Here is a 24,277-nt window from a genome sequence, read left to right as displayed (position 1 = left end):
TGATCGCGCGTTTCTGCGCCACGGCGAAGCTATGTCTAATCGGAGATTGGCATTATGTGCGAACTCGCAATCACAGCCATTGAACATTTCAGGGCCAAAGGCCCGACGATCCGGCGCGTTTATAACCTGCCTCTCGACCTTCATGCCCGCTTGCTGAATTACATGGCAGCGACGGGCATCGACACGGAAGTCGAAGCCGTCCGCCGTCTTTTGTCCGACGAGCTTAACAACCACGAAACGGCCGATCAGGCTTTTTCCCGGCTGGCGATGATGCAAGCCGACGAGGCAGCTATTGCAGCGTGCGGTCACCCGCAGGTTGAGGGCTTCCGCTGGTCCGATAGCCGGGACGAGTTTGCAATCTTCCTGCGCAACGGCCGTGTTCTTCAATACGTCGACGGATTTGCCCGCATCGACAATCTGCCAGTGAGGGCGGTCCTATGACGATGGGCAAAACAACACCGGGGCCATGGTCCCAAGGCAAACTTCTGGCCACAGCCACAACACGGCGCTGGACGAAGGAAGTGCGCGACGAAGTGCAGGCTTCGGAAAGAGTTCGCGTTTTCGCGAATTTTAGGGCGGCCGACGAGGGGCGCGGCCGCGAACTGGTAGCGGTATTTCAGCGGCCGGAAGACGCGGCGCTCGGCGCGGCCGCTCCTGAATTGCTCGATGCCGTCTATCTGGCTTTGCCGTTTGTCGAGGATGCGCTTGAAAGCCCTGTGTTCACACCGGGTGTGGTCAAAAAAGCCGTCGCACAGTTGCGCGCGGCTATCGAGAAAGCGGAGGGGAAGTAATGTCCTTTAAGCTGTCGAAGGCCAAGATGAAGTGCCCAAAATGGATGAAGAGAGCGGACTTTGATCGCATCCTCCAGATGGACACGGAAGAAGCGCTCGACGAGGTTGAGCGGCTCAAGAACGAATTACGCGAATACAAGCGTAAATGGCGCGAAGAAAACCGGGAGAAGTACCGCGAATATAAACGCGAGTATGTCCGCCAATGGCGCAAGAAAAACCCGAAAAAGGCTAAGGAAATAGACAAGCGAAAGCAGGATAAAATAAGGGGCGATCCCGTACTACTCGAAAGGGCGAGGCAGCTTCGCCGCGAAAGTAGAGCGCGCACCGGAATATACACAAACAAAAACGAGCGGGCAATAAGAATGCGCCGATACTACCGCAACAAGTCTTTGAAGATGGCGCGGGAGAAGCCAAACGAATTGCGAGCGCTTATCCGTCCGATGGTCCCCGGCTATCTCGACCCATCGGCAAAGATGGATGTGATCGCGGCGGTTATGGAAATGGCCCTCAAGAACAGGGTCGAGTTCAATAAGCTGAATGAAGCCGTCAAAGCGGCAGTGACCGCCTACAACCGCCAGTTCGACCACTTCAAGAACGTCTCTATCGACGCCCCGATCGCCGGGACGGACGGCCTTACGCGCGCCGACTTGCTCGATAGCGAAACGTTCCATTTTTAGGAGGCATGCAATGTCCAAAACAGAACGCCTTATGAAACTCATTCGCGCGATTGAAGACGGCCGCCGCCACACCTCGGACAGCCTTGCTACGCTTTTGAACGTCACCCCGCGCACCATTTACCGCGATGTCAAGGTTCTTCGTCAACAGGGCTGGCGCATCCCCGGGGGTGCCGGTGTGGGGTACGTCTTTATGGGGCGGGCGAAAGTGCATGGCTTCCATGTGCCAACCGAACAACCGGAGGCAAGGCTGTGAAGACTATCGAGCAAATCATTCGTGACGATATCGGGCAGGGGGGGCCGCAACTTCCTTCGGACGAGTACGAGCAACGAATTGATAGCATCCTCGGGCAGATGAATTGCGCGGAATTGCTGACGCGAATTAGCAATGCAGTCGCAGAAATCGGGGGCGCGTCCGGCATGCGTTTGGTTTATTCCGGTCCGGTGAGCGCGCTTCGTAGCTCAACGAAAGAGGCTCCACCTGCGACGGTTTTCTATACGAACTATCGCGGGGAAACTTCGGAGCGAAAAATTACGCCTATCCGGCCTTGGTTTGGTTCGACAGAATGGCACCCGGAACCGCAATGGCTCTTGCGGGCCTACGATCACAACAAGGGTGCGGAACGTGATTTCGCTCTCAAGGATTTAGGCAGAAAGGAGTCATCCGCAGCGCGTGGGCTGGCGTTGGAGGAAGCGGCGCGCCTTATAGAAACACACGCTTATACTGTGTCGAATGCCGGACCGCGCCTTGAACCATCGAGAATGGCAAAAGATGACCAGCATCATGCCACGATTGCCGCCGCCATCCGCGCCCTATCCTCACCGGACCATGCCGACGCCCGCAAATTCCGCATCGGTGATCGCGTGACCAAGACCAAGGGATCGTCGTGGACTGGTCGTATCGTTGGTTTTTACAGCACCAAACTAACGCCTGTCGGATATGCCGTCGAAAGCGAGACTGAAATCGGCAGCGTCCAGATTTACCCGGAAGCAGCTTTGAGTTCTGCACCATCGGGAGGCGAACGTCATGGCGACTGATAGATCATGGTGCGCGATATGCCGTTATCCCGACAAAGATGCTTTTCTGCTGGGTACTGTAGTCACAAGGCATGACGCACCGATGCATGAAATCGAGCCGCTTATCTACGTCCTCATGGATAAGCTTTTCCCAACACGCCCTGCTCTCGTGAACATCATACCGGGCGCAGTCATCTTTGTACCGGAAAGCGACGACCATGGAGAGTAAACTAGAACCTTGCCAGATAGCCGACGCCCTCGAAAAATGCGATTGGGCGGGAGCATCCATCGGGAACAAAGCGATTGTCAGTCTGGCAATTGAAGCGCTACGCAACACGCGTCCCGCGCCTATAGAGGGTGTGCATACGCTTGACGAACTCATGAGCGACGCCGTCAAGGCGTGTAAGGCCCTGATGCCAGAGCAGCAACTCGAATTGATGGAAGAACAGCGGAAATCCTTCGCAGAAAACAACGTTGCTCTTACCCGCCCCGAGCCCGCAGCTACGAGCACGGGGCTGTTGACGGTTGGCTATGCACAAAGGGGCATAATCGGGCTTCTTATGGAGGGCGCGGTCGACGCGGCCGTTATCGTGCCAAAGCCCGGCGGGGACTTTGAAACGCCGGTCGTTATGCGTGAGAATGCCGACGAACTATTGGCGGAGAAGGACGTAATCATACGTTCCCATCTGGCTACAATTGCCAGCTTCGAAACAAAGCTGGCCGCATCGGAGGAGGCCCGAGGCGCATTGTCGGACGAGATAGAACAGGGGAATTGAACCCGGTCTAAATTCGAACTAGCCTCTCTCGCGACTTTGAAGCGGGAGAGGGCATATGAAGAAATCCGAAAAGCTTGCGACTATGGCCGGGGTATTCGGGGCCGTCGTGTGCGTTGGGCTGAATTATTGGCTCGGGTCCGAAGTCTGGCCTTGGTACGTTCACGCGGTTTTATGGGGGATTTCGGCGCTTTCTGCTTATAAGGCGCTCGTCGGGTTCGCCGTCGCCGACCGCCTGATCGATAATTGAACAGCGGGGAAAACCTGCGCTATTCCGCCGCTTGTATCGTTTCGTGAACTCGCCGCACATTGACGGTTGCCGAATTTTGTTCTCATGATGTTCTCATGCAGATTGAGACATTAGGAGACGCCTACACGCACAGCGTCCGCATTAGAATGCGGTGCGCGTGGGGTAAAAGAGACGCAATGAAGTCGGTTCGCGAATGCTTGTTTAGCGCGGAACTTGACGTTCAAACGCTCGTCTGTACGCGCGGCCGGGATATGCCGCTGACTTTTCTGCAGGAGCGCATGAAGTGCCCGTCCTGCGGGTCAAGGCGGGTTCGGCTCATGTTCGACTTCCCGAGCAATTCGGGTGCCGGAGCGGTTGCCGCTCCGCTACCGAAGACGGCGAGAGGATACTAAACGGGGGCATTCATGATTGAGGTTCTTCTTGCTGCGGCCATAATGACCAGCGCGCCGCAAGCATTGGACGGTGATACATTCGTCATTGATGGCGAGCATGTACGCATCGCGAATATCGACGCACCGGAAACCCGCAACGCGAAATGCGATGCCGAGCGACGCCTCGGGCGTGTCGCCAAGCGTCGGTTGCAGGAATTGCTTACTTCGCCCGGCTTTGAAATTGAACGGGGCGATCCGAAGTCCGGCCGCATCAAGGATCGGTACGGCCGCACGCTGGCGACGGCCTACGTCGAGGGCGTTGACGTCGGGGCAATCTTGATCGAGGAAGAACTTGCCCGCCCTTGGCGGGGCAAGCGTGAACCGTGGTGCATCAAATGAAGTCAGAACAGAAGCACGATATTCCGCCGCACGTCGCGCAATCTCTTTCAAAACTCGCAAGGGCCGGGACGTTTTCGGCGAAAGAATTTGCGGAAGCAAGCAGGAAAGCGGCACTCGCTACTCGGCAGGGTCTTTCCCCTGAATGCCGACAGCCAATCCCCGCGAAACCTCGCTAACTGCCCGGGCGGCTTCTGCGGCCGTCCAACCAGCCTTTTCCGCTTGTTCGATGATATCGACGACAGCGTCCGCGATAGCCTCCTGACAATCGATATTCCTGTCGGGATATCTCCCTTCGCGCTTCGGACCTATCACGGGTTTCAAATGTTCTGGCATGCTGGCGACCTCCCTCATTGACGAGGAAGGTAGGGCGATGAAATTAACCGTCCAGTAAATCGCCTGTTTCGATGGGCTGCATAGTGTCTTCGCCCTGATATCGGCTCGAATTGACATTCGTGGAAACGCGCCACGCCTGCAAGTTATCATCATTCGCGGGCTTCAATAGATCGACGCGCGGCTCGGCGAGCCAAGCGCGCCAGTCGTTTTCCTGCAAAATCACCGGCATGCGAGTATGGATTTTCTGCATGAAGGGGTTCGCATCGCAGGTGATTATTGTGCAGCTTGTAACCACCTCGCCGGTTTCGCGATCCTTCCAACGATCATGCAGTCCGGCGAACGTCAACGGCCGCCCATCCTTGGCCGAGATAAACCACGGCAAGCGCGCCTCTTTCGGCCCCGACCATTCGAAAAAGCCGGTCGCCGGGATTAGACAACGGGTCCGCTGTAGCGGCCCTTTGAACATGCCGCTTGTTGCCACGCCCTCGGCCCGAGCGTTGAAGGTGGAAGGCACTTTGTTAATTGGCTTGTCCCACCACGACGGCACAAGCCACCAGCGCATTTCTGAATAGGCCAGGTGCTCGCCGTCTTGCGTGATAACACCGACTTGCGTCGTCGGGGCAATGTTATAGCGAGGCTGGATATTTCGGGGCGTGGTCGCCGTGAGGTTATACATCGCATAGATTTCGGCCCACGTGTAGGTTTGCGTGAAACGTCCGCACATGCCGTTTTCTCCTCCTCTATGCGTCTAAGATTTCAATAAGTGCCTTCGCCCGGATGACGGAAGGGTGCATGCTGCCGTTCCCTTCGGCCATATCCAGCAAGTCGCGGATAATGCCTGTTAATTCGTCACGCTCGACGACGCGAAAACCAGCGTCGTCAAGATCATTGATAACCTTGCTTGCAAGAATATTGGGCGCGGACGACAGGCCCTCAAGGGCTTTGACGACCACCTCGCGCGAATTGCCGGGCATAATCATATTCAATCACCCCGCAGTCCAAGCTTGCCCGCGATTGTGTTGAAGTGAGCTCGGGTAAGCGCTTCCGCCGTGTCCTGATCGACATGAAAAGCAACCGGCTTTTCGCGATCCTCGTCCTCGAGGTCGTAAACTGAAAAGGCCCCGCCGATCTCTTTTTCGACGAAGTACGGTGCTTCCACTCCGTTATGCTCCATACACCAATCACCATTACGGCGCTGACGGATTTTCATGGCAATCCCACCTTAAACGAGTTCGTCGATCGTAACCTTAAGCGCTTCCGCAATCTTCTTCATTGCGTCGAGAGAGCCTTCGCGGACGCCCTTTTCAATCTGCGACAAGTAGGCGGCGCTGATACCGGCGGCATCGGCGAGCGCCTTCGCGCTCATGCCGCGATAGTCACGCCAAACCTTGATTTTGTTCTCGCCGTCGATCATCCGATTGACGAACTCGGCCGGGATCAATTCTTCTTCACCGGCGGCCAGCTTTTCGCGAAAAGTGCGGGCGGCTGCAATGTCCTCGCGGTCCTCGAAAGCTTCAAGCAGCTTATCGTAGTCGGCCTTGGGGAGAACTGCCATTTCCTCTCCCTGTGGGGTAGTGATGATTTGAACATTCATTTTCTTATTCCTTTCTCAGACCGCTAGTCCCAATCTTCACGGTCGGCCAGTTCTTCGGCATTCCAAGCAATCACGCGCTTTTGTTCATCGGTGAACGTATGCCAAATCTCGCGAAGCTGATCATTGATGTAGTTGCGCCAGTTTTGAACGCGGCCACCTTCCGCCCAAACGGGATTTAGATAATCGCCATATTTATCGAAAACGTCAGGAATTTCGTTGTGTGCCATTTCCGGGCCTCATTCATAAGCGCCGCCACGCGGCGCGATCTTGATAACTTCCAGAACGCGGCCATCTTCCGTGAAGATAACGCGCCAGTCGCCAACCCGCAGGCGAAGCAATCCTTCGCCGCCCTTGAGCGCCTTGACGTTATTCGCAAGGCTCGCCGGATCGGCTGCATACTGTTCAATCTTCGACCGGATCAGCTTCGCCGTGTTGGCTGGCATCTTGATCAAGGTCTTGGTTGCTTCGCGGGAGTAAGTGATCTGTTTCATGAGTTGAAGTTAGCAATATGCTAATCGAAATGCAACATAAAAATTAGCTAATAGCAAATAAAATGAAAGCCCCGACTTAGCGGGGCTTTCTTATTATGGCTCAAATCCGAAAGAGCGAGAAGGGGGCAATGAAGGAGTTCAGGAGTGATTGACTGATTTCCAGCCTCCGGCAAATCTCCCGCTGACTAACGCCCGCACGATGCATCCCTATCGCGGCCGCCTTAGCATATGGTCGCTTCTGAAACACGCGAACCGGGCAAGCCGCTTTTCGGGCGCGACGAATGAAGATTAGATTTGGCTGTGTCATCGGCGCGGAACCTCAATTCGATCGCGGTCCAATCCTTGGGAAATGGTTGATAGCGCTTTGTCGCGAAGGCGATAGGCCGTTGCGCGGCTCCATCCCTTATCGTCAACCGCATGCCCGAAGCGGTAACGGGTGCATTTGCACCGCAACCAGAGTTGCAGCACGCGGGCAGCGCCGTCGTTCCCCTTGAGGTAGTTCGCGGGCCAATGGATCGCCTTTTCGAGAAGCGAAACGCGGGCAGGCGAAAGCATCCATTTGCGCGAAGGGACGACATTTTCCGGGTCGAGCTTTTCAAGAATGCCGTTTCGGTCGTCGGCCGGGCCGGTGCGCCCGGCGCTGGCGATCGACCACTTAGCGGCATCGACAAGAACTTCCCCGACCAGTTTCGGGGTCCAAACATCATCGTAGTGTCTCAATCGGTCCCCCATAGCGCGGCCGCTTCTTCGACGGCCGCCATGTTGACGTTGCTTGGTTCTGCGGGTGTGATTGCCGGACGAACGTCCTCCGTTCGGACTAGCCGGCGCTTTGCTTTTGGAGTGAGCCAAACGAACGGGTTGTCGCGGGCAATAAGCCCCTTGTGGAACAGGCGCTCGCCACGGCGGCCGAGTTCCTTTCGACGCGCATCGAGCTTGCGCTGTCGCGCCTTCTCGTCGTCGTTCTTCTCAATGGCATATTCGAAATCCAGCTTGTCGAAAGCTTCGATGACCTTTTGCCAATGGACAATGCGCACGTCGCCGGGTAGCCCCATCGAAGGCGGCGCATCGGTGCCGTGTTCGGTTAGCGCGTTCTGGATCGCGGTCAGGAGAACATTTTCCTTGTCGGAAATGTTCGGCCGTTTTTCGGGTGCCTCGTCGGAGCCTTCGCCCTTTGGCGTGACGACGACACATGACGTAATGGGATCGCCGTCCTCGTCTTTGCCAATCTTGACCTGCGACAAAGCAAACCGGAACGTGATCCCGTCCTCGCCTTCCTTGTTTTTTTGCAGGAATACTTCACGGATTTGCCGCCCATCTTCGTCGTGCAACCCATCGGCCAAACGGACAATGAGAGCGTTTTCCAGATTGGCAATAAGCGAGGAGTGACCGCGAACCTTTGTGCCGTCCGCGTTCATGTGGTGCACAAACAGGACGTGGCAGTTCAAAGCTTCTGAAATGCGGCGACCGCGTTCTAACACCGAACCGACGTCTTTACCGTCGTTCTCATTCGCGCCGACTGTCGCCGTCGCCCAAGTGTCGATGACGACAAGCTCAAGCGGTGCATCGAAGGTTGACGCCCAATACTTGGCTTCTTCAATAAACTCGTTTGTCTGGTCGTCGTTCTGGTACAGATTGAGCCGGGCGGGCATGAATACGAACGGCAGATTGTCCGAAGCAACAAGGCCGTGCCATTGGCGATATGCCTTGATGCGTTTTCGGAGGCCCTTTTGACCTTCACCAGCCTGATAGATCACGCCGCCACGGCGAGACTTGCGGCCCATCCAGTTAACACCGCGAGCGACTGCCATAGCCGCGTCAAGGATCAAGAATGTTTTCCCGCTCTTTGACGCGCCTGAAACGATCGACACTTCCCCACGAGTGAGAATGCCCTTGATTAGATACTCGTGCTCTTGGGCCGGGGCGTCGAAGGCGTCCCACGGGACGGCGTTGAATTTTGACTTGAAGGCCGGGGGTGTGAATTTGGGAGCCTTGGCCGCGATCTGGTAAAGCTCCTCGACCGTGTGACCATCATCAAGCCAGTCGACGACGTCTTCTTTTTTCTTGTTATCCGTCAACTGGACGACGCGAACGTCCGAGGCTTTGCCGAGCAAGGAAGCTGCGACACTGTTCGCGTGATCGATCCCTACAAACTTCGGGCGGCCATCATCGTGAAACAGCGGCTCATTGGTCTTTTGGTGCCGGGCTTGCGGGTCGTCGTCCGCGAGCACGACAACGCGGGCACCCTTAAGATAGTCGCTAAGTTCCGCGAGCCATTTCCCGGCACCACGCGCATTCGTCGTCGCAGGAACGCCAAGGTCGAGTAGCTTGTCGGCCGCCTTCTCGCCTTCGACGACAAAAACTATGTGGTTTTTGTCCACGGCCTTTTTAAGATCGGGCAGCCGATAGGGAACCTGCCGGACGTCCTTCGTCGACCAGTTCCAACCTCCGGCCTTGGACGGATCGGGGCGGCGCTGCCGGTACGTCTTAACCGGCTTCCCGTCTTTCCCTGTTTCGCCGTTCTCAAGCCGCACGACTTGAAAAAGCAGGTCGCCTTTCTCGTCGACGTAATCCCACGTCTTAACAGGCTTCATGTTTTCGTCATTGCGGCGCGAATTGCCGTTGTCCGGCGCGTAGTCGCGATTACTGGATGACGCTTTGTCTTCGACGTGAAAACCTTTTTCTCGCAGCCAATCCACCGCCTCCCGGCCTTTGCGGCCGGTTTCTCTCTCTATGAGCGCGAGAACACCGCCGCCGGTGTTTTCGCCGTGGTCGAACCAAGTGCCCTTTTCGAGATCAACCGAAACTGATCCCTTACTCCCGAAGCGAAGTTCGCTCGATGTTGAAAGTTGCTTGTTTGGCTCGCCGAGGAGTTCGCGGGCAACCTCTCCGGCAAACCCTGCAAACTTTTCGCCATTATCAGCCATTGAAAGCCGCCCTTAATGTTCTGAATTGTCGGTTTGATTGTCTGGTTGCTGATCGGCGAACCCGGCTTGGCCGGGTTTCGCTCTCGCTCTGGCGACGGGTGCGAGGACTTTCGCGACGTCTTCTTTGACCGGGATAATCGTCGATATGAGATCGGCTATGTCGGTAAAGACGTCTGCTTTTGCGATCTGGTCGGGACACGGCTTATCGCGCATTCCATTGCGAACGAGCGCCTTTTGTATCCCGTAAATCCGATCCGCCTCGCTGGATGCCGTCTGCAACATGGTCCAAAGACCGGCGCGCTTTCGGCTCATGATTAGAACCTCAAATCGGCTTGCTTGTGCTCGAATAGCGGCGTCGTGTGAGCGGGGTTCACTTCTGGCGCGATGACGTTGCAGGCATACAGCCAGCCCGCGATTGCGTCCGAAGCGTTGTCGTCCTGCGGATCAAAGCCAAGCGCTCTCATTGCCCGCATGACCTCGGCTTTCGCCTTGCCTGTCGTCGGTTTGCGCCCGAGGACAAACTTGCGGATCGAAGCTTGAGCCATTTCGCGATAGTCGAAAACCTTCTCGTGGTACGCGGCCGAGGCCATCGCCCACGGCAGACATTGCAAGAGACGCGTAGTCTTATGGTTTGTCTTTCCGGCCATCGCCCCGGCGAAAACAGGAGCTTCCGCAATGATGACGTTCGGACGGTAGGTTTCGATTAGTTCGCGGATGAAGATTTGAGAATGAGCGACTATTGCGACCGGCGGGGCTTCCTCGGGAGCGAGGCGTTTTGAACCGTATTCGGGGTCTTCGCCTGGGCGACCGGCGCACCATCCGGTGCGGGTAGCAACGTCGAGAAACAAAATCATGCGTTGGGGGAGATTACGCATCGGCGGCAATCTCCTGCGAATAGACATAGTCGAAATGAACAGGGCAGATGACCGCAATGCCGTTCAAGCCGACAATGTGCGGTGTGCGCTCGACGGCCACGCGCGTGCCGTCTGCAATTTCGTTCGTCTGGATACGGTGGCCCTTTAAGCAACCGTCTTCGGCGAGCTTTTCGAAAACGTCGTCGAAGCTATCGGCGTCCGTTTCAAAGGTGAGTGAAATGTACTTGTAGGGATCGCGGCGAGAAGGGACGACCGTCGTCACTGAAAGACGCTGTATCGGCATGGCAGTTTCCTTGTGGTGGTTGGTAAAGCAAAGGCCGGGCAATGGATGCCCGGCCCGTAATCGGTGGCCGGTGCCTACAACGCAGGGAGTGTAGGAGCGGAGGCACCGGCCTTGATGTGCGCAGCCCGGTTGCAGAGGGCGCGCACTATCAATCTAATTCACGGTGGCGAGCGTAAGCGGAGCCTTTGCCTTTTTCGGAGCTTCCTCCTCGGCCGGGCGCTTCCCATCGACGATATTTGCCATCGTCGAAATGACGTCATCGAACATATCGACGTCGTCGAAGTAGCCCATCTTGTCGGCAAGCTCGATCACGCCCCGAAGGGTTGCTTGGCGCTTGGTGGTTTCCATCTTGGCGAGGCCGAGAATGAAGCGAAAAGCCTTCCGGTCCATGCCGTGGCGATCCAAGGCATTCTTGACGATTGAACCGGCCGCGCCGTTATGTTCGGAAGCCTCGGCCGTTTCGGTCATGAACTGGTTTACTACGCGGCGCAGTTCTTCGGCCGTGATCGACGACTTGCTCGACGTGACGTCAGCCTTTTTTGCTCGTCTTGCCATGCTGCATGCTCCTTGATTTCGGTCGGCGTCTTAGACGGCGACGGGCTGCGGGATATCCAAGGGCCATGCTTCCCCAACGGGCCATTCGGGATGAATGCCGCTAACGGGTTTCCGGTTCTCGGATACGAGTTTGAGGGTTTGAGCATCAAGGGTGGCGGGCTCCGGGCGCTCGACGCCCGCGGGCCACGCCACGCCTTCCGGCCATATCGCGGAAAACCGCGACATGATCTTGTCGTATGTCCCTGCGCGCATATCGACGCGGTCAATCGTCTGCGAAAACGTGCGATAGCCGGAGACAATTTCGTCGAGTTTCGTCTGTGTGCACCCGGTGGCTTTCCGGTATGCATCCATCGTTACTCGAATGTTGGTGCGGAAGAGATCAAGGTAATTCATGCACCATTTGTTAAGTTAGATTTTGTCTAACTGCAATAGGGTGCGATATCGAAACTGTCAGTAGACAGAAAATAGTTGATTTCTATGTGAAAAGTTTTATTTATCGTACTCGGGTGGACAGATTAGAAAAATTTGACCTATAAAAGCGTCAAAAAGGGGTTGCGTGAATGAGTGACGTTTTGCGGAAACGGGTCCAAGGGCGGCTTGATGCTCTCGGCATCAATGCGTTTGAAGCTGCCAAGCGAGGCGGCCTGACAAGAAATTTCTTCTATGAGCTTTTTCGTCTCGAAAACGGCAAGTACAAGAAAGATCGCTTCAACCCGAAGCACCTTGATGCGGCCGCCGCTGCGCTGGACTGCGACCCGGAATACCTCACGCTTGAACAGCGCACACCCCGACGGGGAGGCATCCCCGACGGCACCAAAGTTTCCGGAATTGCCGAGGCAGGGGCGCTAAGGTCGCCCGGTGCCGGGGTTCCGAAAGGTCTGTCAGCCGCAATCGAAACCGATCCACGATATCCAGCCGAGGCGCAAGCGGTCTATCTGGTTCGTGGCGGGCATGCTGTCGGGCTGAATATCCCGAGCGAGGCTTTCGTCCTAATCGCCAATACCGACGCATTGAGGGAGGTCGGCAGGGAGTTGATAGCGGGTGACGTCGTGGTCGTCTCCCGAACTGCCGTTGAGGACAAGGTAGAAATCACAGTCCGCAAGGTGGCCTTTGACGCGAAGGGCATAAGGTTTGACGCGCTTCCAGACGAAGGGGAGATAGAACCCCTATACGCTTCGGAGGAGGTGTCGGTGCTCGGCTTGGTGCTTCAAGCGATTATGGTTTTCTGATCCTTCGCGCTCGCGCGTGTATAGATATTTATATAATTAGATTAGGGACAGGGGGTTTATACCCCCTGTCCCATTTTTAATTTATTCACAATCTAACTGATTGATTTATTAAAACGAATAATCCTCCTGACAAAAAGTTAGAGATTTTCAAACTTTGTGGATTGCAAGGCCATAAAAGTTAGATTATTTCTATCTTCGTAAACGAATGGTTACGTAAGAGCAGGATACAACATGCCGATTATCTCCCCACTGCAATCAGCCTTGAATTCGAGTGAAAAACTGCACCAATCGTTTACGACGATTGCCTTTTGACCTGCGACGAATTCGCGAGGTTTAGACATATCTTCCTTGGTGAATTCAAGGAATTTCAGCGGCTTAAGAAGGCCAGACGGGAAAATAGGAAAGTTATCCTCACCCTCTGCCGCTCGTGTCAAAACCTATCCTTAAGGAACGCCGATTTCCTTTCGAAGCGTTAACGACAGCAGGAAACAAAATGACCAAAATTATTCAGGCAACCGGCGCGGTGAGGGCTTCTCTGGTCAGCATCATAAAGCGCCAAATGATTGATACGATTATCGAAAGCAATATCGACCCATCTGTTTTTGAAGACGTGGTCGAACAGTTGCGAAAAGCCAACTTCGGTAAACCAGCGATCGAGACATTGGCGGTTGAGGTAGCGCAGGCGGCGCTAGAGGAAATCGGGGCAGGACAGGCGATATGAAGATCGAACGGATCAACGTTAGGACAAGTGCCGAATGGCACGCTCGCAGGTCGCGAGACGTCACGGCGTCGGTCGTTGGGGCTTTGTTTGGGGTTCATGAATTCGTAACGCCTTATGCACTTTGGGCGTTCAAATCGGGTCGGGTCCAGTCGGACCCGGAGGAAACCCCGGCCATGCTTCGCGGCCAACTTTTGGAGCCAGTCGCGGTTAAGCTCCTGCGTCGTCAACGGCCAGCATGGAAAATCAAGCACAACACCAATCCCGGTGACTACTGGCGCGACAATGAAGTCCGTCTCGGGGCCACTCCCGACGTGCTCGCGGTGGATAAAAAACGCGGGCCGGGCATCGTGCAAATCAAGTCAGTGGAACAGGGCGTCTTTCGCCGGAAGTGGCTGGCCGGAAGCGACGTTCCAGAGCCGCCGTTCTGGATCGCCATGCAGGCAGTCGTTGAAGCTTACTTGACCGGCAGCAAATGGGCCGCTGTAGCGCCGATTGTCGTAGGCCATGGCGTCGATATGCCAGTCATCGAAATACCCATTCTTGAGGGCGCTATCGAGCGTATTCGCGCAAAGTGCGCGGAGTTTTGGGAATTAGTCGAAAGCGGTGCGGAAGTTGTTCCAGATTACAGCCTCGACGCCGGTCTTATCGAGCGAATGTATGAGCGGGAGGAAGGCGAGGAAATCGACCTCACGCGAGACAACCAGATTTACGAATTGATTGCAGAGCGTCACCGCCTGAAAGCGGACGTCACAGAAGCCGAAAGAAAGGTCGCGGCGGTTGAAGCCGAGATCAAGCACAAAATGCAAGGCGCTTCGATTGCGCATCTTGCGGGCGGGAAAAAGATTACGTGGCTGACGCAGAAGCGGGCCGGGTATTTCGCCCCGCCGAAGGAATTCCGCGTCCTGCGTACTCCTCCGCCTGACGCGTGAAGTGGACCGGCGGCTAAAGGCTGCAACCCAACGTCGCCGGTCCTGATGCACCCCTGAACCACCACGAACAGGAGGCACCATTCGCTATGGTAGCTGAAACGAATGAACGCGCCGTTATCGGCGGCAACAATCCCCCTATAAAAGAAGTTCTCGCGGATCAATACAAAGAATTGGTCGACCTGATCGAGCCAATCGCTGAGCGCGCCAATGCGCACCCGAGAAAAATAAAAAGCGACGATGACCTCGGGCCGCTCGGAGAGATCGTTCTCGATGCTAAGGCACTATCGAAGCGCATCGAAGCTGCCCGGAAGGTTGAGAAGGAACCTTTTGTAAAGGGCGGCCGTGAAGTCGACCAGTTCTTCCACCCCCTGATTGATCGCCTCGACCTTATCGTCGACGTGTTCGAAGCCCTCGCGTCGTCATATCAGCGCGATAAGGCGGAAGCGGAACGCCGTCGGGCCTCCGAAGAAGCGGCGCGCCTTCGCGCCGAGGAGGAACGCAAGCTCAAGGAAGCCCAAGAGGTTAAGCGGGAAAGCACTGCGGAGCGCAAGAAGGACGAGGCAGCAAGCCTCGGCCATCAAGCAACCAGTGCCGAACAGCGCACCACTGCGACCGCGGCCGAATTGACGAAGGTTCGCACGGGCAACGGTGTTACCGCTTCAGCTACGACGAAATGGGCCTTCCGCATTGTTGACCTGGCTGCGGTCGACCTCAACAGCCTGAAAGATTTCTTCCGTGTGGAAGATATCGAAAAGGCGATCCGGTCGAAGGTCGCCATTCACAAGGGCAACACGAAAATCCCGGGCGTCGAAGTCTTCGAAGACGTGAAAGCTACATTCCGCTGATCGCCGGTTAACCTATTCAACCGGCGCGGCCGGAAAGAGAAATCCCATGAAATATCTTGTTATCGACACGGAAACGACAGGCTTGTTTGACTTCAAGCAGCCGGCCGATGCCGAAGGACAGCCACGCCTCGCACATTTGGCGATGATTTGGGCCGACGCCGAAGGCAACGAACTTGACCGTCAGGACATTTATGTCCGCCCGAACGGCTGGACGATGCCGCAGGGTGAAGGTTCTGCGGGAGCCGTCAACGGTTTGACGGACGAGTTCTTGCTCGCGAACGGTGCGGATATCAGCGTCGTTCTCGAACAGTATCGCGAGGAAATCCTCCGGGGGTTGGTACTGGTCGCCTACAATGCACAGTACGACCTTAAGGTTATGCGCGGCGAAATGCGCCGGGCTGGCGTGCCCGACCTTTTCGAACAGACTAAAAACGTCTGCGTAATGCGCCCCATGATGAAGATTTGCAGAATTCCAAATGCAAATCGCGGCGGTTTCAAATTCCCCAATCTTGGCGAGGCTCTGGCCCATTTCGGGCATGACCTGAATGGCGCTCACCAAGCCATGAACGACGCCGAAGGTGCGCGCATCCTCTTGCGTGAACTCTTGCGCATCGGCGAGTTGCCGACGCCTGCGGTTCATTACGCCAAGGAAAAGGCAGCCGAAAAGCTTCCGAAAACGCGCCGCAAGGCCAGTGCCTCGGGCTTCCTCGGCAGCTTCTAAATCCGGCGCGGTAGCCGGAGGCCCGGCAAGTAGTCGCGGATCAGCACGTCGCTGCGAAGCCCGGGCCACTTTTCAACCACCACAGAAGGAAACGTCCAATGTCAGGACAGGAAGTAATCACAGCGGACGGCGAAGTCCTTTCCGGCTTTATGACGCCGGAACAGGCTTCACTTGCCATCCAGCTTTCGAGGGCGGAAGTCGACCAGAAGATTGCGACGGCCCGCGCGTATCCTCGACAGGTCACGAAGGCAATTCAGAACATCATGACGTTGGCAACGCTTGATGAAGAAACTGCCGAGGAATGTAGCTATGCGCTGCCACGCGGCAAAAAGCCTATCGTCGGGCCGTCTGCTCGTTTCGCCGAAATTGTCTATCAGAATTGGGGGAACTGCATTGTCGGCGCTCGCGTCGTGCATGTTGACCGCGTCGAGAAGTACGTCGAAGCCGAAGGCATTTACCACGATCTGGAAACCAATGCCTCAAAAACGGCCCGCGTGCGTCGCCGCATCGTGGATAGTCAGGGCCGACTTTATTCGGACGACATGATTATCGTTACGGGAAACGCCGCGTGTTCGATCGCATCGCGTAACGCTATCCTTTCCGGAGTTCCAAAAGCCGTTTGGCGCAAAGCTTACGACGCTGCTGAAAAGGTCGTAAAGGGCGACGTCAAAACGTTGGCGGAGCGTCGGGAAAATATCTTCAAGGCGTTTGCTGCGTTCGGGGTGAAGCCCGAACAGATTTTCGCTTCGCTTGGGATCGCGGGCGAGGACGATATTACCCTTGAACATATTCCCACACTCACCGGCATGCGATCCGCTCTCAAGAGCGGAGAGGCCACGGTCGAAGAAATGTTCGGGGGTCAAGCGCGTGGGGATGGCGAAAAGAAGTCAACTAGCCAGAAAATGAGCGATTTCGCCAAGGGCGAAAACGGGCAGGAAAAGCCGAAGGATAAGGCCGGCGCGGGCGACAGCAAGAAGGCCGAAACGAAACCAGCGGCCGAGAAAAAAGCTGACAAGCCTAAACCGGAACAGTCTGGCGACGAGGACACCGAAATCCTTCCGCCGACGTCCGACGATATCGAAATCGCTCGCGACAAGGGGCACGACGCATTCCACAACGGCATGCCCCGTGAAACCTGCCCGCGCGAATTCAACGCGAGGGGGCGCGAGGAGGAGCGCAACGCTTGGCTTGAAGGCTATGACGCCGCGGCCGAGGAAGAAGCGGAGGCACGCAATTGACCAGCGATCGCACCCATTACGCAAAGCTTATGGATAAGTGGCGCGAAGCCGAAGCCCTCGCGGAACTCTTTCGGCAGTTCGCCGACGAGGGAGGCCGTCACCGGCTTAAGATCAAGGTCGAACACCACGACCCTGTCGTCGCCGGGAACGCCGAGCGCGTCATCAACGATATGATGAAAAACAACGGCTTTGGGATGACTGTGCAAAAAGCTCTCGAACGGGTCGAGCGCAAGCGCGATGAAGCCCGAGAAGCGTTTTTGCAGGAGGCAGGGGCCGGCTACCTCGCGCCAACAATCACCGAACGCCAGCCCGGCGATTTGCTCCGCTACCCTCCGCCACCAAAGAAATAGCCGAACTTAGCACCGGCTGCGGCGACCACTGCAAGGGTCGCCGCCAATCTCCCCGATATCCCTAACCACCACTTTAAGGGACCGACATGCTTATTCGCGTTTTTGATTTCGAAACCACCGGGTTCCCTCCCGGCGCTGCCATCGTTGAGGCTGGTTGGACTGATCTACTTGTCGAGGACGGAAAGGCCGAGGTTGGCGGAACAACCTCGATGCTCGTCAATCCTTTCGAAGCTGCACCGCAGCTTGAAATGTCAATCGGCGCGCTATCCACCCACCATATTGAAAAGTCGGACCTCGTGGACGCTCCGGCTCCCGAAGTGGCCCTCCGAACCCTTTCGGATGCGGCCGACGCTTTCGCAGCGCACAATCTGGAATTCGACCAGCAGTTCTTTACCGGCGGCGGTCGTCCAATGATCTGCACTTACAAGGCTGCGCTTCATCTATGGCCGGATGCTGAAAAGCATCAAAACCAGTTCTTGCGGTATCTGCATAGCCTGCCGGTTGACCGTGAGATTGCCGAAATGTCTCACCGGGCAGGCCCCGATAGCCACGTCACCGCGCACCTCCTGAAATTCATCATCGATCAAGGCGTCGAGGTCGACACGCTGATCAACTGGACGCAGGGCGAGAAGCCTTTGCGTTTGTTGAAAGCGGTTCCTTTCGGCGAGCATCGGGGGAAACCGTTCAAGGAAGTGCCGAGCGATTATCTGAAATGGATAGTTCGCAAGGTCACCGACAAGCCGGACCTCGTCCATACCGCCCGCGTCCACCTGAAAAATCGGGGGGAAATGTGATGCGCGTTGATGAACTCAATAGCAAAATCGGAAGCCGCATTCGTGCATTCCGTATTCTTCGCGGCTTGTCGGCCGACGACTTGGCCGAAGTTATCGGCGTCAAGAAAAACTCGATTACGAGGATTGAAGCGGGACGCCTTTCGATCACGGCCGCGCAGTTGGTGCTGATCGCGCAAAAGCTCTCGACGACGTCATCGGTTTTGACGGGCGAACAGCCTGCGACGGAAGGGGGCGAGGTATGACAAGAAAATTTCTCGTCGCTGATCTGTTTTGCGGTGCGGGCGGGTCATCAACCGGCGCGGCGCAAGCGTTCAATGAACTCGGCTTAGAAATGGAATTGGTCTGCCTCAATCATTGGGAAACGGCGATTGAAACGCATCGCCGAAACCACGAACACGCGCGCCATTACATTCAAGATATCGCCGTCGCCCGCCCTACGGAGATCGTGCCCGAAGGATATCTTGACCTCCTTATGGCTTCGCCGACGTGCACCTACCATTCGGTGGCGCGCGGGGGGAAGCCGACCAGCGATCAACAGCGTTCCGACCCTTGGCACATAATTACGTGGTTGACCGAACTGCGGGTTAAGCGGCTGATAATTGAAAACGTGTGGGAGTTCTGCGGGTGGGGGCCTGTCGATCCAGAAACCGGCAAGCCAATAAAGGAACGGAAAGGCGAGTACTTTCACGCATGGATTGAAACGATCAAGCGGCTTGGCTTTGATCCCGAGTGGCGGAAATTAAACGCGGCCGATTTCGGAGACGCCACCACACGTCAACGCTTTATCCTTATGGCGCGATCAGACGGCAATAAGGTTCGTTGGCCGATGCCAACGCATCACAAGCGGCAGGATACGAAATCAGAGCTTTTCGAAGATGCTCGCCCTTGGCGTCCGGCCCACGAGATAATTGATTGGTCGATCAAAGGCCGCTCGATTTTCAACCGAAAGAAGCCACTCGCGCCGAAAACTCTTGCGCGCATTTATGCGGGCGCGATCAAGCATGAATGGCCGCAGCCATTTGTTGTTATTTTGCGCAATCACATGGCAGCACAAGGCATAGATGTTCCGCTTCCTACGATCACAGCAACCGGACGACACATCGGTGTCGCCGAGCCGGTCATCGTCAATATGAAAGGTAAATCCACGGCATCGGGTGTGGCTCAACCGCTTCCAACCCAAACGGCACACGCTCCCCATTTATATACGGCCGAAGCCATTATCTTGTCGCAACATAATAGCGGATCGCCGCGCCCTGTCCGCGATCCGTTGCCAACCGTTACGACGGGCGGGGCCGGCACAGCCGAGCGCCCGGGGTGCGCCCGGCCGATGTTGGTCGAGCCGTTCGTTCTCTCACAGGCAAGCTGCGGGTCGCCTCGTACGGTCAATGAGCCGTTGCCTACGTCGACAACCGGCGGGAGGGGCGGCGCTCACACTCTTATTGCGCCGTTTTATGGCTCCGGCTCCGGTGAGACGTGCACGAACACGGCCGAGCCGCTGCCAACGGTCACAACGAAGGATCGTTTCGGCATCGTCGTGCCGGTGACGCATAGCCAAGGCGGCAACGGTAGCCGATCCGTTGACGAACCTTTGCAAACAGTAACCACAGCCAAGGGCGGAGAATTCGCAGTTGTTTTGCCCGTCACGCATGACGGCGGGTTAAGTCGCGTCCAAGGCGTCAACGAGCCTTTGCCAACGATTACGGGCGCAAATCGCGGGGAGCTTGCTATCGCCGAAAGCATTTCTCGCGACAGGGGCGAACTCGAATTCGATATCCTTTTTCGAATGCTTGAGCCGCACGAACTCGCCTTAGCGATGGGCTTTGAAAACTACGAGTTTGCCGGAACGAAGACGCAGAAGGTGAAGCAAATCGGAAATGCCGTTTCCGTCCGCAAGCTGAAAGCGTGCGTTTACGCCCTCATGGCCGATGAAGCCCCGAGGAAAGAAAATCCCACAGAACCCGATTTCATGGAGGCGGCAGAATGAAACTGTCACCCCAACAAGATCAAGCCATCAAGGCGGTATCTACCTGGCTAAAAGACCCCGGCGCAAAGCAGACGTTCTATCTCGCCGGCTACGCTGGAACGGGCAAGACGACGCTTGCGCGTCGGCTCGCCGAGGATATCGGCCGTGTTTGCTTCGGAGCCTTCACCGGCAAGGCCGCGCTCGTCCTGCGTTCGAAGGGCTGCGAGGATGCGAGCACACTTCACAGCCTGATTTATAAGATCGAGAACCCGAATAGCCCGATACCTCGCTTTGTCAAAAATTATGACAGTGCGGTTCGCTATTCCGACCTCGTTATCGTCGACGAAGTTTCGATGGTCGGCGAAGAACTCGGCCGCGATCTTCTGTCGTTCGGAACGCGCGTTCTTGTTCTCGGCGATCCTGCACAGCTTCCGCCGGTCAAGGGCGAAGGGTTCTTCACTGCGGGCGACCCCGACTTCATGCTTACGGAAGTTCATCGGCAGGCGGCCGATAATCCAATTATCGCTATGTCAATGAAGGTCCGCCAACGGGAAAGCCTCGACTTCGGCGCGTTTGGCGATAGCCGCGTCATTCGTCGGGAAGAACTGGAAACCGATAACGTGCTCGCCGCCGATCAAATCCTCGTCGGCAAGAACAGCACTCGCCGCAACTTCAATCAACGCCTGCGAGAGTTGAAGGGCATGAAGGGCGATTTCATGGTCAACGACCGCGTTGTATGCCTGAAAAACAATCGCGAAATGGGCCTCTTGAATGGCGGTATTTGGAACGTCGACAAGGTGCTCCGGCAGTCTCGCGACACAACGACGATGTACGTCTCGCCGCTCGATAGCGGCATGACGAAACAGCCGGTCGAGGTCATCACGCACCACGCTTGGACGCGAGGTCAGGAGCGTGACCTCCATTGGAAGGATGCTCGGCGTTTCCAGCCTTTTGATTACGCCTATGCGCTCACCTGTCACAAGTCGCAGGGCAGCCAGTGGGACAACGTCATGGTCTTTGACGAGGGCGGGATTTTCCCGGAACCCGAGCGTTGGCTTTACACGGCCATTACCCGCGCGGCCGAGAAAGTGACGGTGGTACAATGACCGCAGCTTTCCCCCTTCACTGGCCACAGCACCGGCCGCGAACAGCTTCTCCAGTTCGTGCGACCTTCAACAAAAAGGTTGTCCGGCCCGGAAAGTCCTACGCGGAAACGCAATCGCTTTCGATCGCTGACGCGCTCGGCCGTCTTCAACGCGAAGTCGATCTTCTCGGCGCGAAACAGTACGTCCTTTCGAGCAATGTCGAGCTTCGGCTCGATGGTTTGCCACGATCTGGACAGGCCGAACCGAAAGACCGGGGCGTCGCGCTCTATTTCCACCTTGGCGACAAACCGCATTGCTTGCCTTGCGACCGTTACGACCGCGTTGCCGACAACATTGCAGCCATCGCAAAGCACATCGAAGCCACTCGGGCAATCGAGCGGTACGGCGTCGCAGATATGGCGGAAATGTTCGCCGGTTTTACTGCACTGCCACCACATTTCAACAAACGAAATTGGCGTGCCGTCCTTGGTTTTGCGGCCTTCGACCACGTCACGAATGAAACGGTCGAAGCGCGCTTCAAGAAGTTAGCCAAAGAGCGCCATCCAGACGTTGACGGCGGTTCGCACCAAGAAATGGCCGAACTTAACCAAGCCCGCGAAGAAGCGCTTCGGGAGGTCAGCCGATGAAAATCGATGGCATCATCCTGCGCGTAATCGGCACATTCGGAGTTTGCCGGTGCGCTTTGATCGTGAGCGCAGAGTTCATTCATCGGGATTGGACGGTCGCCCTCGTGATTGCGGGCATGACGGCAGCGTCGCTCGCAGTCCTTTGGGCCGACGAAAAGTTTCACTGAATTCAGACGAAGCCGCGCACGGACGCGGGCTTCGCAAGAGGAAAAATCATGGCAGGCATTAACAAAACCATTCTCGTCGGTCGTGTCGGGCAAGACCCGGAAGTCAGACGGTTCAACAGCGGCGACCAAGTCGCCGAGTTCTCGCTCGCCACGTCGAAGGAATGGCGGGACAAGAATACCGGCGAGCGCAAGTCGAAAACGACTTGGCACAAAATCAAGGTGTTGAATAACTCCCTGATCGAGAACGTCATCCGCCCATACGTCAACAAGGGATCGCTTATCGGTATCGAGGGCGAGCTTGATAACGAGGAATGGGAAAAGGACGGCCAGAAGCGACAGGCGACGAAGGTCGTCGTTGGAGCGTTTAGCGGCTCTCTCTATCTCCTCGGCAGCAAAGACGACAACGGCGGGGACCGTGGGTCGCGCGGGCGCGATGACGATCGCGGCTCGCGCTCGTCCGGCCGGTATTCAAGCAATGACAGGGGGCAATCGTCCGGCGGCTATGGCGGGGGCTTCTCGCGCGATCTGGACGACGAAATTCCGTTCGCGCCCGAATGGAGGGGCTAGTCATGACCAAGCTTCAAAAAATTCTGATGGCGGCCGCCGAAATAGAAACAATGCCGGAAGCTTGCACCGAAGATGAGCACGCCAATTGGGCGCTCACTACGGAACACTTGCAGCATTTGACGCTCAACGAAGCAATGATCGCCACAAAGCTTCATGAGATCGCCAGCGACTATATCGAGGCGTCACAATGTCCGAGCGCGTGAATTGTTGCGTCCCGTTCTGCACGCGCACGCGGCACAACCGGGACAACACTTCGGAATGGATATGCGGGACGCACTGGCGACTTGTTCCGCAACACCTGAAACGCCGGAAATTCAAGCTCTTTCGCCGATACAAGCGGCTTTTCGGCAATAGCTCATTTTGGTGCTTCGAAGCCGGTAGCGAAAAACGAATTCAGGCTGTTCGCCTCGATCGTCTTTGCGGGATCGCATGGGATCGATGCAAGGCCGCAGCAATTGAAAGGGCCGTAGGGCTATGACCGAAGACGAAAGAATGATTTCCGAGCAAGCGCAAAAGTCGGCGAACGATATTCGCCGCCTCCTGTCTGGTCGGGATATGGCTTCCTCATATGTCGCGCTTGGTATGGTAATCGGAAAAATCGCGTCGGAAGCCGAAAGGCCAGACCTGCACGGGGTAATGCCGCATATCACCGAACAGGCTTTTCACACGTACCTCAACAATTTGGAGGTAAAGCGCCGTGGCTGATCTTCCTATCCTTTTCAGCGCGCCCATGGTGCGCGCAATCCTCCGGGAAATCGAAAATCCGGGCACCGGCAAGACGCAAACACGCCGGATTATAAAGCCGCAGCCGACAGCATCGGGAACGGTGACGTTGGGCGACCGCGTGATTGAAGCCGCGGAATGGCAAATCCGGGAAGGGAAGTTCATTCGGATCAATGAGGGGGACCGCCTTTATGTCCGCGAAGCGTGGCGAGTTTCGCGCATGCACGACCGAGTAGCGCCCCGCGATCTGAAACCGCGCACGATGACGGTTTTCTTTGAAGCGGGCGGCTCAATCGCAAATCAGGATGCCCAAGGCGATTGGAAGCCCGCTGTTTGGCCGGAAATCGGAGAACGGCCGGATTGGGCCGGGAAGTTCCGGCAGGCGATGCATATGCCCCGGTGGGCATCCCGGATCACGCTTGAAGTGACCGGCGTCAAGGTCGAGCGGTTGCAGGATTGCAGTGAGGCCGACGCATTCGCGGAAGGCATCGCAAAAATCGGTCGGTTTTATGGTGTTCCCGAAGCCGAGTGGGACAGTGCTTTGACACGGTCCGCCGTCGACGCCTATGCGAACCTGTGGGACGAAATCAACGGCCCCGGCGCGTGGAATAAAAACCCATGGGTAGCCGCCTACACTTTCCGGCCGATCCTCGGAAACATCGATCAAATTGCGAGGGCAGCATGATTGACGGGAGCCGTTTTCCAGAAGCTCGATATGCAATCGCTCGGCTTTTCGTTCTGCTAGCGTGGCACGCACTACCCAAGCATGCAGAATGGCCGAAAGAACGTCTATGGGGCGTGAACAAATCGATAAGGCAGCGACTTAATAACATTCGAAATGGTGTTTCACCATGACGCGAACTGACCTTTTCGGCCCAGTTCCTCGCAAGCCCCGCGTCGTGAGAATGCATGCGGTCGACCATGGCGAAGCGCCCGGCTTAATGCCGGGCTGGCGAACTGCGCAGGGC

The 24,277-nt window shown here is 56.4% G+C and carries 38 protein-coding genes; 24 read left to right on the top strand and 14 right to left on the bottom strand.

All coding sequences use genetic code 11. The features are described from left to right. Positions 1 to 54: 54 nt before the first annotated feature. From AC0TNJ_RS21260 to AC0TNJ_RS21225, 8 genes are all read left to right on the top strand, one after another. A complete protein-coding gene (locus AC0TNJ_RS21260) occupies positions 55 to 441 on the top strand; it encodes a hypothetical protein (RefSeq protein WP_473768429.1) in 387 nt (128 codons plus the stop codon). After that, the gene (locus tag AC0TNJ_RS21255) at positions 438 to 791 is read left to right on the top strand and encodes a hypothetical protein (RefSeq protein ID WP_473768430.1); all 354 of its coding nucleotides are present in this window, start codon (positions 438 to 440) and stop codon (positions 789 to 791) included. Before AC0TNJ_RS21260 ends, AC0TNJ_RS21255 begins: the two co-directional genes overlap by 4 nt. Further along, positions 791 to 1,468 (top strand): hypothetical protein, encoded by a 678-nt coding sequence (locus AC0TNJ_RS21250; RefSeq protein WP_473768431.1) that lies wholly within the window; start codon positions 791 to 793, stop codon positions 1,466 to 1,468. The genes AC0TNJ_RS21255 and AC0TNJ_RS21250 overlap by 1 nt, the downstream gene beginning before the upstream one ends. 10 nt (positions 1,469 to 1,478) lie before the next feature. Beyond that, entirely contained in the window at positions 1,479 to 1,721 is a 243-nt protein-coding gene (locus AC0TNJ_RS21245) for an HTH domain-containing protein (RefSeq protein WP_473768432.1), read from the top strand. Between the two features lie 506 nt (positions 1,722 to 2,227). Continuing rightward, on the top strand, positions 2,228 to 2,503 hold the full coding sequence (locus AC0TNJ_RS21240) for a hypothetical protein (protein WP_473768613.1): 276 nt from the start codon (positions 2,228 to 2,230) through the stop codon (positions 2,501 to 2,503). Between the two features lie 197 nt (positions 2,504 to 2,700). Then, the gene (locus AC0TNJ_RS21235) at positions 2,701 to 3,258 is read left to right on the top strand and encodes a hypothetical protein (protein ID WP_473768434.1); all 558 of its coding nucleotides are present in this window, start codon (positions 2,701 to 2,703) and stop codon (positions 3,256 to 3,258) included. A 55-nt stretch (positions 3,259 to 3,313) separates the two neighbouring features. Next, entirely contained in the window at positions 3,314 to 3,505 is a 192-nt protein-coding gene (locus AC0TNJ_RS21230; protein WP_473768435.1) for a hypothetical protein, read from the top strand. Between the two features lie 404 nt (positions 3,506 to 3,909). Continuing rightward, positions 3,910 to 4,275, top strand: a complete 366-nt coding sequence (locus AC0TNJ_RS21225) for a thermonuclease family protein (protein WP_151657853.1) — start codon at positions 3,910 to 3,912, stop codon at positions 4,273 to 4,275. A 117-nt stretch (positions 4,276 to 4,392) separates the two neighbouring features. On the opposite strand, the gene AC0TNJ_RS21220 is transcribed toward AC0TNJ_RS21225, so the two are convergent. From AC0TNJ_RS21220 to AC0TNJ_RS21155, 14 genes are all read right to left on the bottom strand, one after another. After that, entirely contained in the window at positions 4,393 to 4,608 is a 216-nt protein-coding gene (locus tag AC0TNJ_RS21220) for a hypothetical protein (protein ID WP_473768436.1), read from the bottom strand. 43 nt (positions 4,609 to 4,651) lie between these two features. Beyond that, on the bottom strand, positions 4,652 to 5,332 hold the full coding sequence (locus AC0TNJ_RS21215; protein WP_473768437.1) for an SOS response-associated peptidase: 681 nt from the start codon (positions 5,330 to 5,332) through the stop codon (positions 4,652 to 4,654). 16 nt (positions 5,333 to 5,348) lie between these two features. Beyond that, a complete protein-coding gene (locus tag AC0TNJ_RS21210) occupies positions 5,349 to 5,588 on the bottom strand; it encodes a hypothetical protein (RefSeq protein WP_473768438.1) in 240 nt (79 codons plus the stop codon). 2 nt (positions 5,589 to 5,590) lie between these two features. Beyond that, complete coding sequence (locus tag AC0TNJ_RS21205) at positions 5,591 to 5,818, bottom strand: hypothetical protein (RefSeq protein WP_473768439.1); 228 nt, start codon at positions 5,816 to 5,818, stop codon at positions 5,591 to 5,593. Positions 5,819 to 5,830: 12 nt separating this feature from the next. Next, positions 5,831 to 6,163: a helix-turn-helix domain-containing protein gene (locus AC0TNJ_RS21200; protein ID WP_473768440.1), complete on the bottom strand. Its 333-nt coding sequence runs from the start codon at positions 6,161 to 6,163 to the stop codon at positions 5,831 to 5,833. Positions 6,164 to 6,225: 62 nt separating this feature from the next. Further along, the gene (locus tag AC0TNJ_RS21195; protein ID WP_473768441.1) at positions 6,226 to 6,429 is read right to left on the bottom strand and encodes a hypothetical protein; all 204 of its coding nucleotides are present in this window, start codon (positions 6,427 to 6,429) and stop codon (positions 6,226 to 6,228) included. A gap of 9 nt (positions 6,430 to 6,438) precedes the next feature. Next, positions 6,439 to 6,693: a type II toxin-antitoxin system RelE family toxin gene (locus AC0TNJ_RS21190; protein ID WP_259030089.1), complete on the bottom strand. Its 255-nt coding sequence runs from the start codon at positions 6,691 to 6,693 to the stop codon at positions 6,439 to 6,441. A gap of 303 nt (positions 6,694 to 6,996) precedes the next feature. Next, positions 6,997 to 7,413, bottom strand: coding sequence for a hypothetical protein (locus tag AC0TNJ_RS21185; RefSeq protein ID WP_473768442.1), 417 nt, complete (start codon positions 7,411 to 7,413; stop codon positions 6,997 to 6,999). After that, positions 7,410 to 9,617: an AAA family ATPase gene (locus AC0TNJ_RS21180; protein ID WP_473768443.1), complete on the bottom strand. Its 2,208-nt coding sequence runs from the start codon at positions 9,615 to 9,617 to the stop codon at positions 7,410 to 7,412. The genes AC0TNJ_RS21185 and AC0TNJ_RS21180 overlap by 4 nt, the downstream gene beginning before the upstream one ends. Positions 9,618 to 9,629: 12 nt before the next feature. Beyond that, a complete protein-coding gene (locus tag AC0TNJ_RS21175; protein ID WP_473768444.1) occupies positions 9,630 to 9,929 on the bottom strand; it encodes a hypothetical protein in 300 nt (99 codons plus the stop codon). A gap of 2 nt (positions 9,930 to 9,931) precedes the next feature. Then, complete coding sequence (locus AC0TNJ_RS21170) at positions 9,932 to 10,501, bottom strand: hypothetical protein (RefSeq protein ID WP_473772313.1); 570 nt, start codon at positions 10,499 to 10,501, stop codon at positions 9,932 to 9,934. Then, complete coding sequence (locus AC0TNJ_RS21165; protein WP_473768446.1) at positions 10,485 to 10,775, bottom strand: hypothetical protein; 291 nt, start codon at positions 10,773 to 10,775, stop codon at positions 10,485 to 10,487. Before AC0TNJ_RS21165 ends, AC0TNJ_RS21170 begins: the two co-directional genes overlap by 17 nt. A 153-nt stretch (positions 10,776 to 10,928) precedes the next feature. Continuing rightward, positions 10,929 to 11,330, bottom strand: a complete 402-nt coding sequence (locus tag AC0TNJ_RS21160) for a hypothetical protein (RefSeq protein ID WP_473768447.1) — start codon at positions 11,328 to 11,330, stop codon at positions 10,929 to 10,931. Positions 11,331 to 11,360: 30 nt separating this feature from the next. After that, on the bottom strand, positions 11,361 to 11,723 hold the full coding sequence (locus tag AC0TNJ_RS21155; protein WP_473768448.1) for a hypothetical protein: 363 nt from the start codon (positions 11,721 to 11,723) through the stop codon (positions 11,361 to 11,363). A gap of 167 nt (positions 11,724 to 11,890) precedes the next feature. Between AC0TNJ_RS21155 and AC0TNJ_RS21150 the strand changes: the two genes are divergently transcribed. The 16 genes from AC0TNJ_RS21150 (at position 11,891) to AC0TNJ_RS21075 (ending at position 23,994) form a co-directional block, all read left to right on the top strand. After that, positions 11,891 to 12,559 (top strand): hypothetical protein, encoded by a 669-nt coding sequence (locus AC0TNJ_RS21150; RefSeq protein ID WP_473768449.1) that lies wholly within the window; start codon positions 11,891 to 11,893, stop codon positions 12,557 to 12,559. A gap of 493 nt (positions 12,560 to 13,052) precedes the next feature. Beyond that, positions 13,053 to 13,280, top strand: coding sequence for a hypothetical protein (locus AC0TNJ_RS21145; protein ID WP_473768450.1), 228 nt, complete (start codon positions 13,053 to 13,055; stop codon positions 13,278 to 13,280). Then, positions 13,277 to 14,209, top strand: coding sequence for a YqaJ viral recombinase family nuclease (locus AC0TNJ_RS21140; protein ID WP_473768451.1), 933 nt, complete (start codon positions 13,277 to 13,279; stop codon positions 14,207 to 14,209). The genes AC0TNJ_RS21145 and AC0TNJ_RS21140 overlap by 4 nt, the downstream gene beginning before the upstream one ends. Positions 14,210 to 14,295: 86 nt before the next feature. Continuing rightward, positions 14,296 to 15,054 (top strand): hypothetical protein, encoded by a 759-nt coding sequence (locus AC0TNJ_RS21135; RefSeq protein WP_473768452.1) that lies wholly within the window; start codon positions 14,296 to 14,298, stop codon positions 15,052 to 15,054. Between the two features lie 46 nt (positions 15,055 to 15,100). Continuing rightward, positions 15,101 to 15,775, top strand: a complete 675-nt coding sequence (locus AC0TNJ_RS21130; protein WP_473768453.1) for a 3'-5' exonuclease — start codon at positions 15,101 to 15,103, stop codon at positions 15,773 to 15,775. Positions 15,776 to 15,873: 98 nt separating this feature from the next. After that, positions 15,874 to 17,013 (top strand): hypothetical protein, encoded by a 1,140-nt coding sequence (locus AC0TNJ_RS21125; protein WP_473768454.1) that lies wholly within the window; start codon positions 15,874 to 15,876, stop codon positions 17,011 to 17,013. After that, complete coding sequence (locus AC0TNJ_RS21120; RefSeq protein WP_313665580.1) at positions 17,010 to 17,363, top strand: hypothetical protein; 354 nt, start codon at positions 17,010 to 17,012, stop codon at positions 17,361 to 17,363. Before AC0TNJ_RS21125 ends, AC0TNJ_RS21120 begins: the two co-directional genes overlap by 4 nt. Before the next feature lie 86 nt (positions 17,364 to 17,449). Next, the gene (locus AC0TNJ_RS21115) at positions 17,450 to 18,157 is read left to right on the top strand and encodes a hypothetical protein (protein WP_473768455.1); all 708 of its coding nucleotides are present in this window, start codon (positions 17,450 to 17,452) and stop codon (positions 18,155 to 18,157) included. Continuing rightward, entirely contained in the window at positions 18,157 to 18,399 is a 243-nt protein-coding gene (locus AC0TNJ_RS21110; protein ID WP_167522164.1) for a helix-turn-helix domain-containing protein, read from the top strand. Before AC0TNJ_RS21115 ends, AC0TNJ_RS21110 begins: the two co-directional genes overlap by 1 nt. Then, positions 18,396 to 20,141, top strand: a complete 1,746-nt coding sequence (locus AC0TNJ_RS21105; protein WP_473768456.1) for a DNA cytosine methyltransferase — start codon at positions 18,396 to 18,398, stop codon at positions 20,139 to 20,141. The genes AC0TNJ_RS21110 and AC0TNJ_RS21105 overlap by 4 nt, the downstream gene beginning before the upstream one ends. Further along, positions 20,138 to 21,226, top strand: coding sequence for an ATP-dependent DNA helicase (locus AC0TNJ_RS21100; protein ID WP_151651084.1), 1,089 nt, complete (start codon positions 20,138 to 20,140; stop codon positions 21,224 to 21,226). Before AC0TNJ_RS21105 ends, AC0TNJ_RS21100 begins: the two co-directional genes overlap by 4 nt. Next, positions 21,223 to 21,852, top strand: a complete 630-nt coding sequence (locus tag AC0TNJ_RS21095; protein ID WP_473768457.1) for a J domain-containing protein — start codon at positions 21,223 to 21,225, stop codon at positions 21,850 to 21,852. The genes AC0TNJ_RS21100 and AC0TNJ_RS21095 overlap by 4 nt, the downstream gene beginning before the upstream one ends. After that, entirely contained in the window at positions 21,849 to 22,019 is a 171-nt protein-coding gene (locus AC0TNJ_RS21090) for a hypothetical protein (protein WP_473768458.1), read from the top strand. The genes AC0TNJ_RS21095 and AC0TNJ_RS21090 overlap by 4 nt, the downstream gene beginning before the upstream one ends. Before the next feature lie 48 nt (positions 22,020 to 22,067). Continuing rightward, positions 22,068 to 22,586: a single-stranded DNA-binding protein gene (gene ssb, locus AC0TNJ_RS21085; RefSeq protein WP_473768459.1), complete on the top strand. Its 519-nt coding sequence runs from the start codon at positions 22,068 to 22,070 to the stop codon at positions 22,584 to 22,586. A gap of 2 nt (positions 22,587 to 22,588) precedes the next feature. Next, complete coding sequence (locus AC0TNJ_RS21080; RefSeq protein ID WP_473768460.1) at positions 22,589 to 22,789, top strand: hypothetical protein; 201 nt, start codon at positions 22,589 to 22,591, stop codon at positions 22,787 to 22,789. A 494-nt stretch (positions 22,790 to 23,283) separates the two neighbouring features. Continuing rightward, positions 23,284 to 23,994, top strand: a complete 711-nt coding sequence (locus tag AC0TNJ_RS21075; protein ID WP_473768462.1) for a hypothetical protein — start codon at positions 23,284 to 23,286, stop codon at positions 23,992 to 23,994. Positions 23,995 to 24,277: the final 283 nt, after the last annotated feature.

It is taken from the genome of Ochrobactrum sp. PL_is483, from assembly GCF_055816855.1.
Note: the sequence above shows the minus strand (reverse complement) of the source record. Positions and strands in the feature narration are given on the sequence as shown.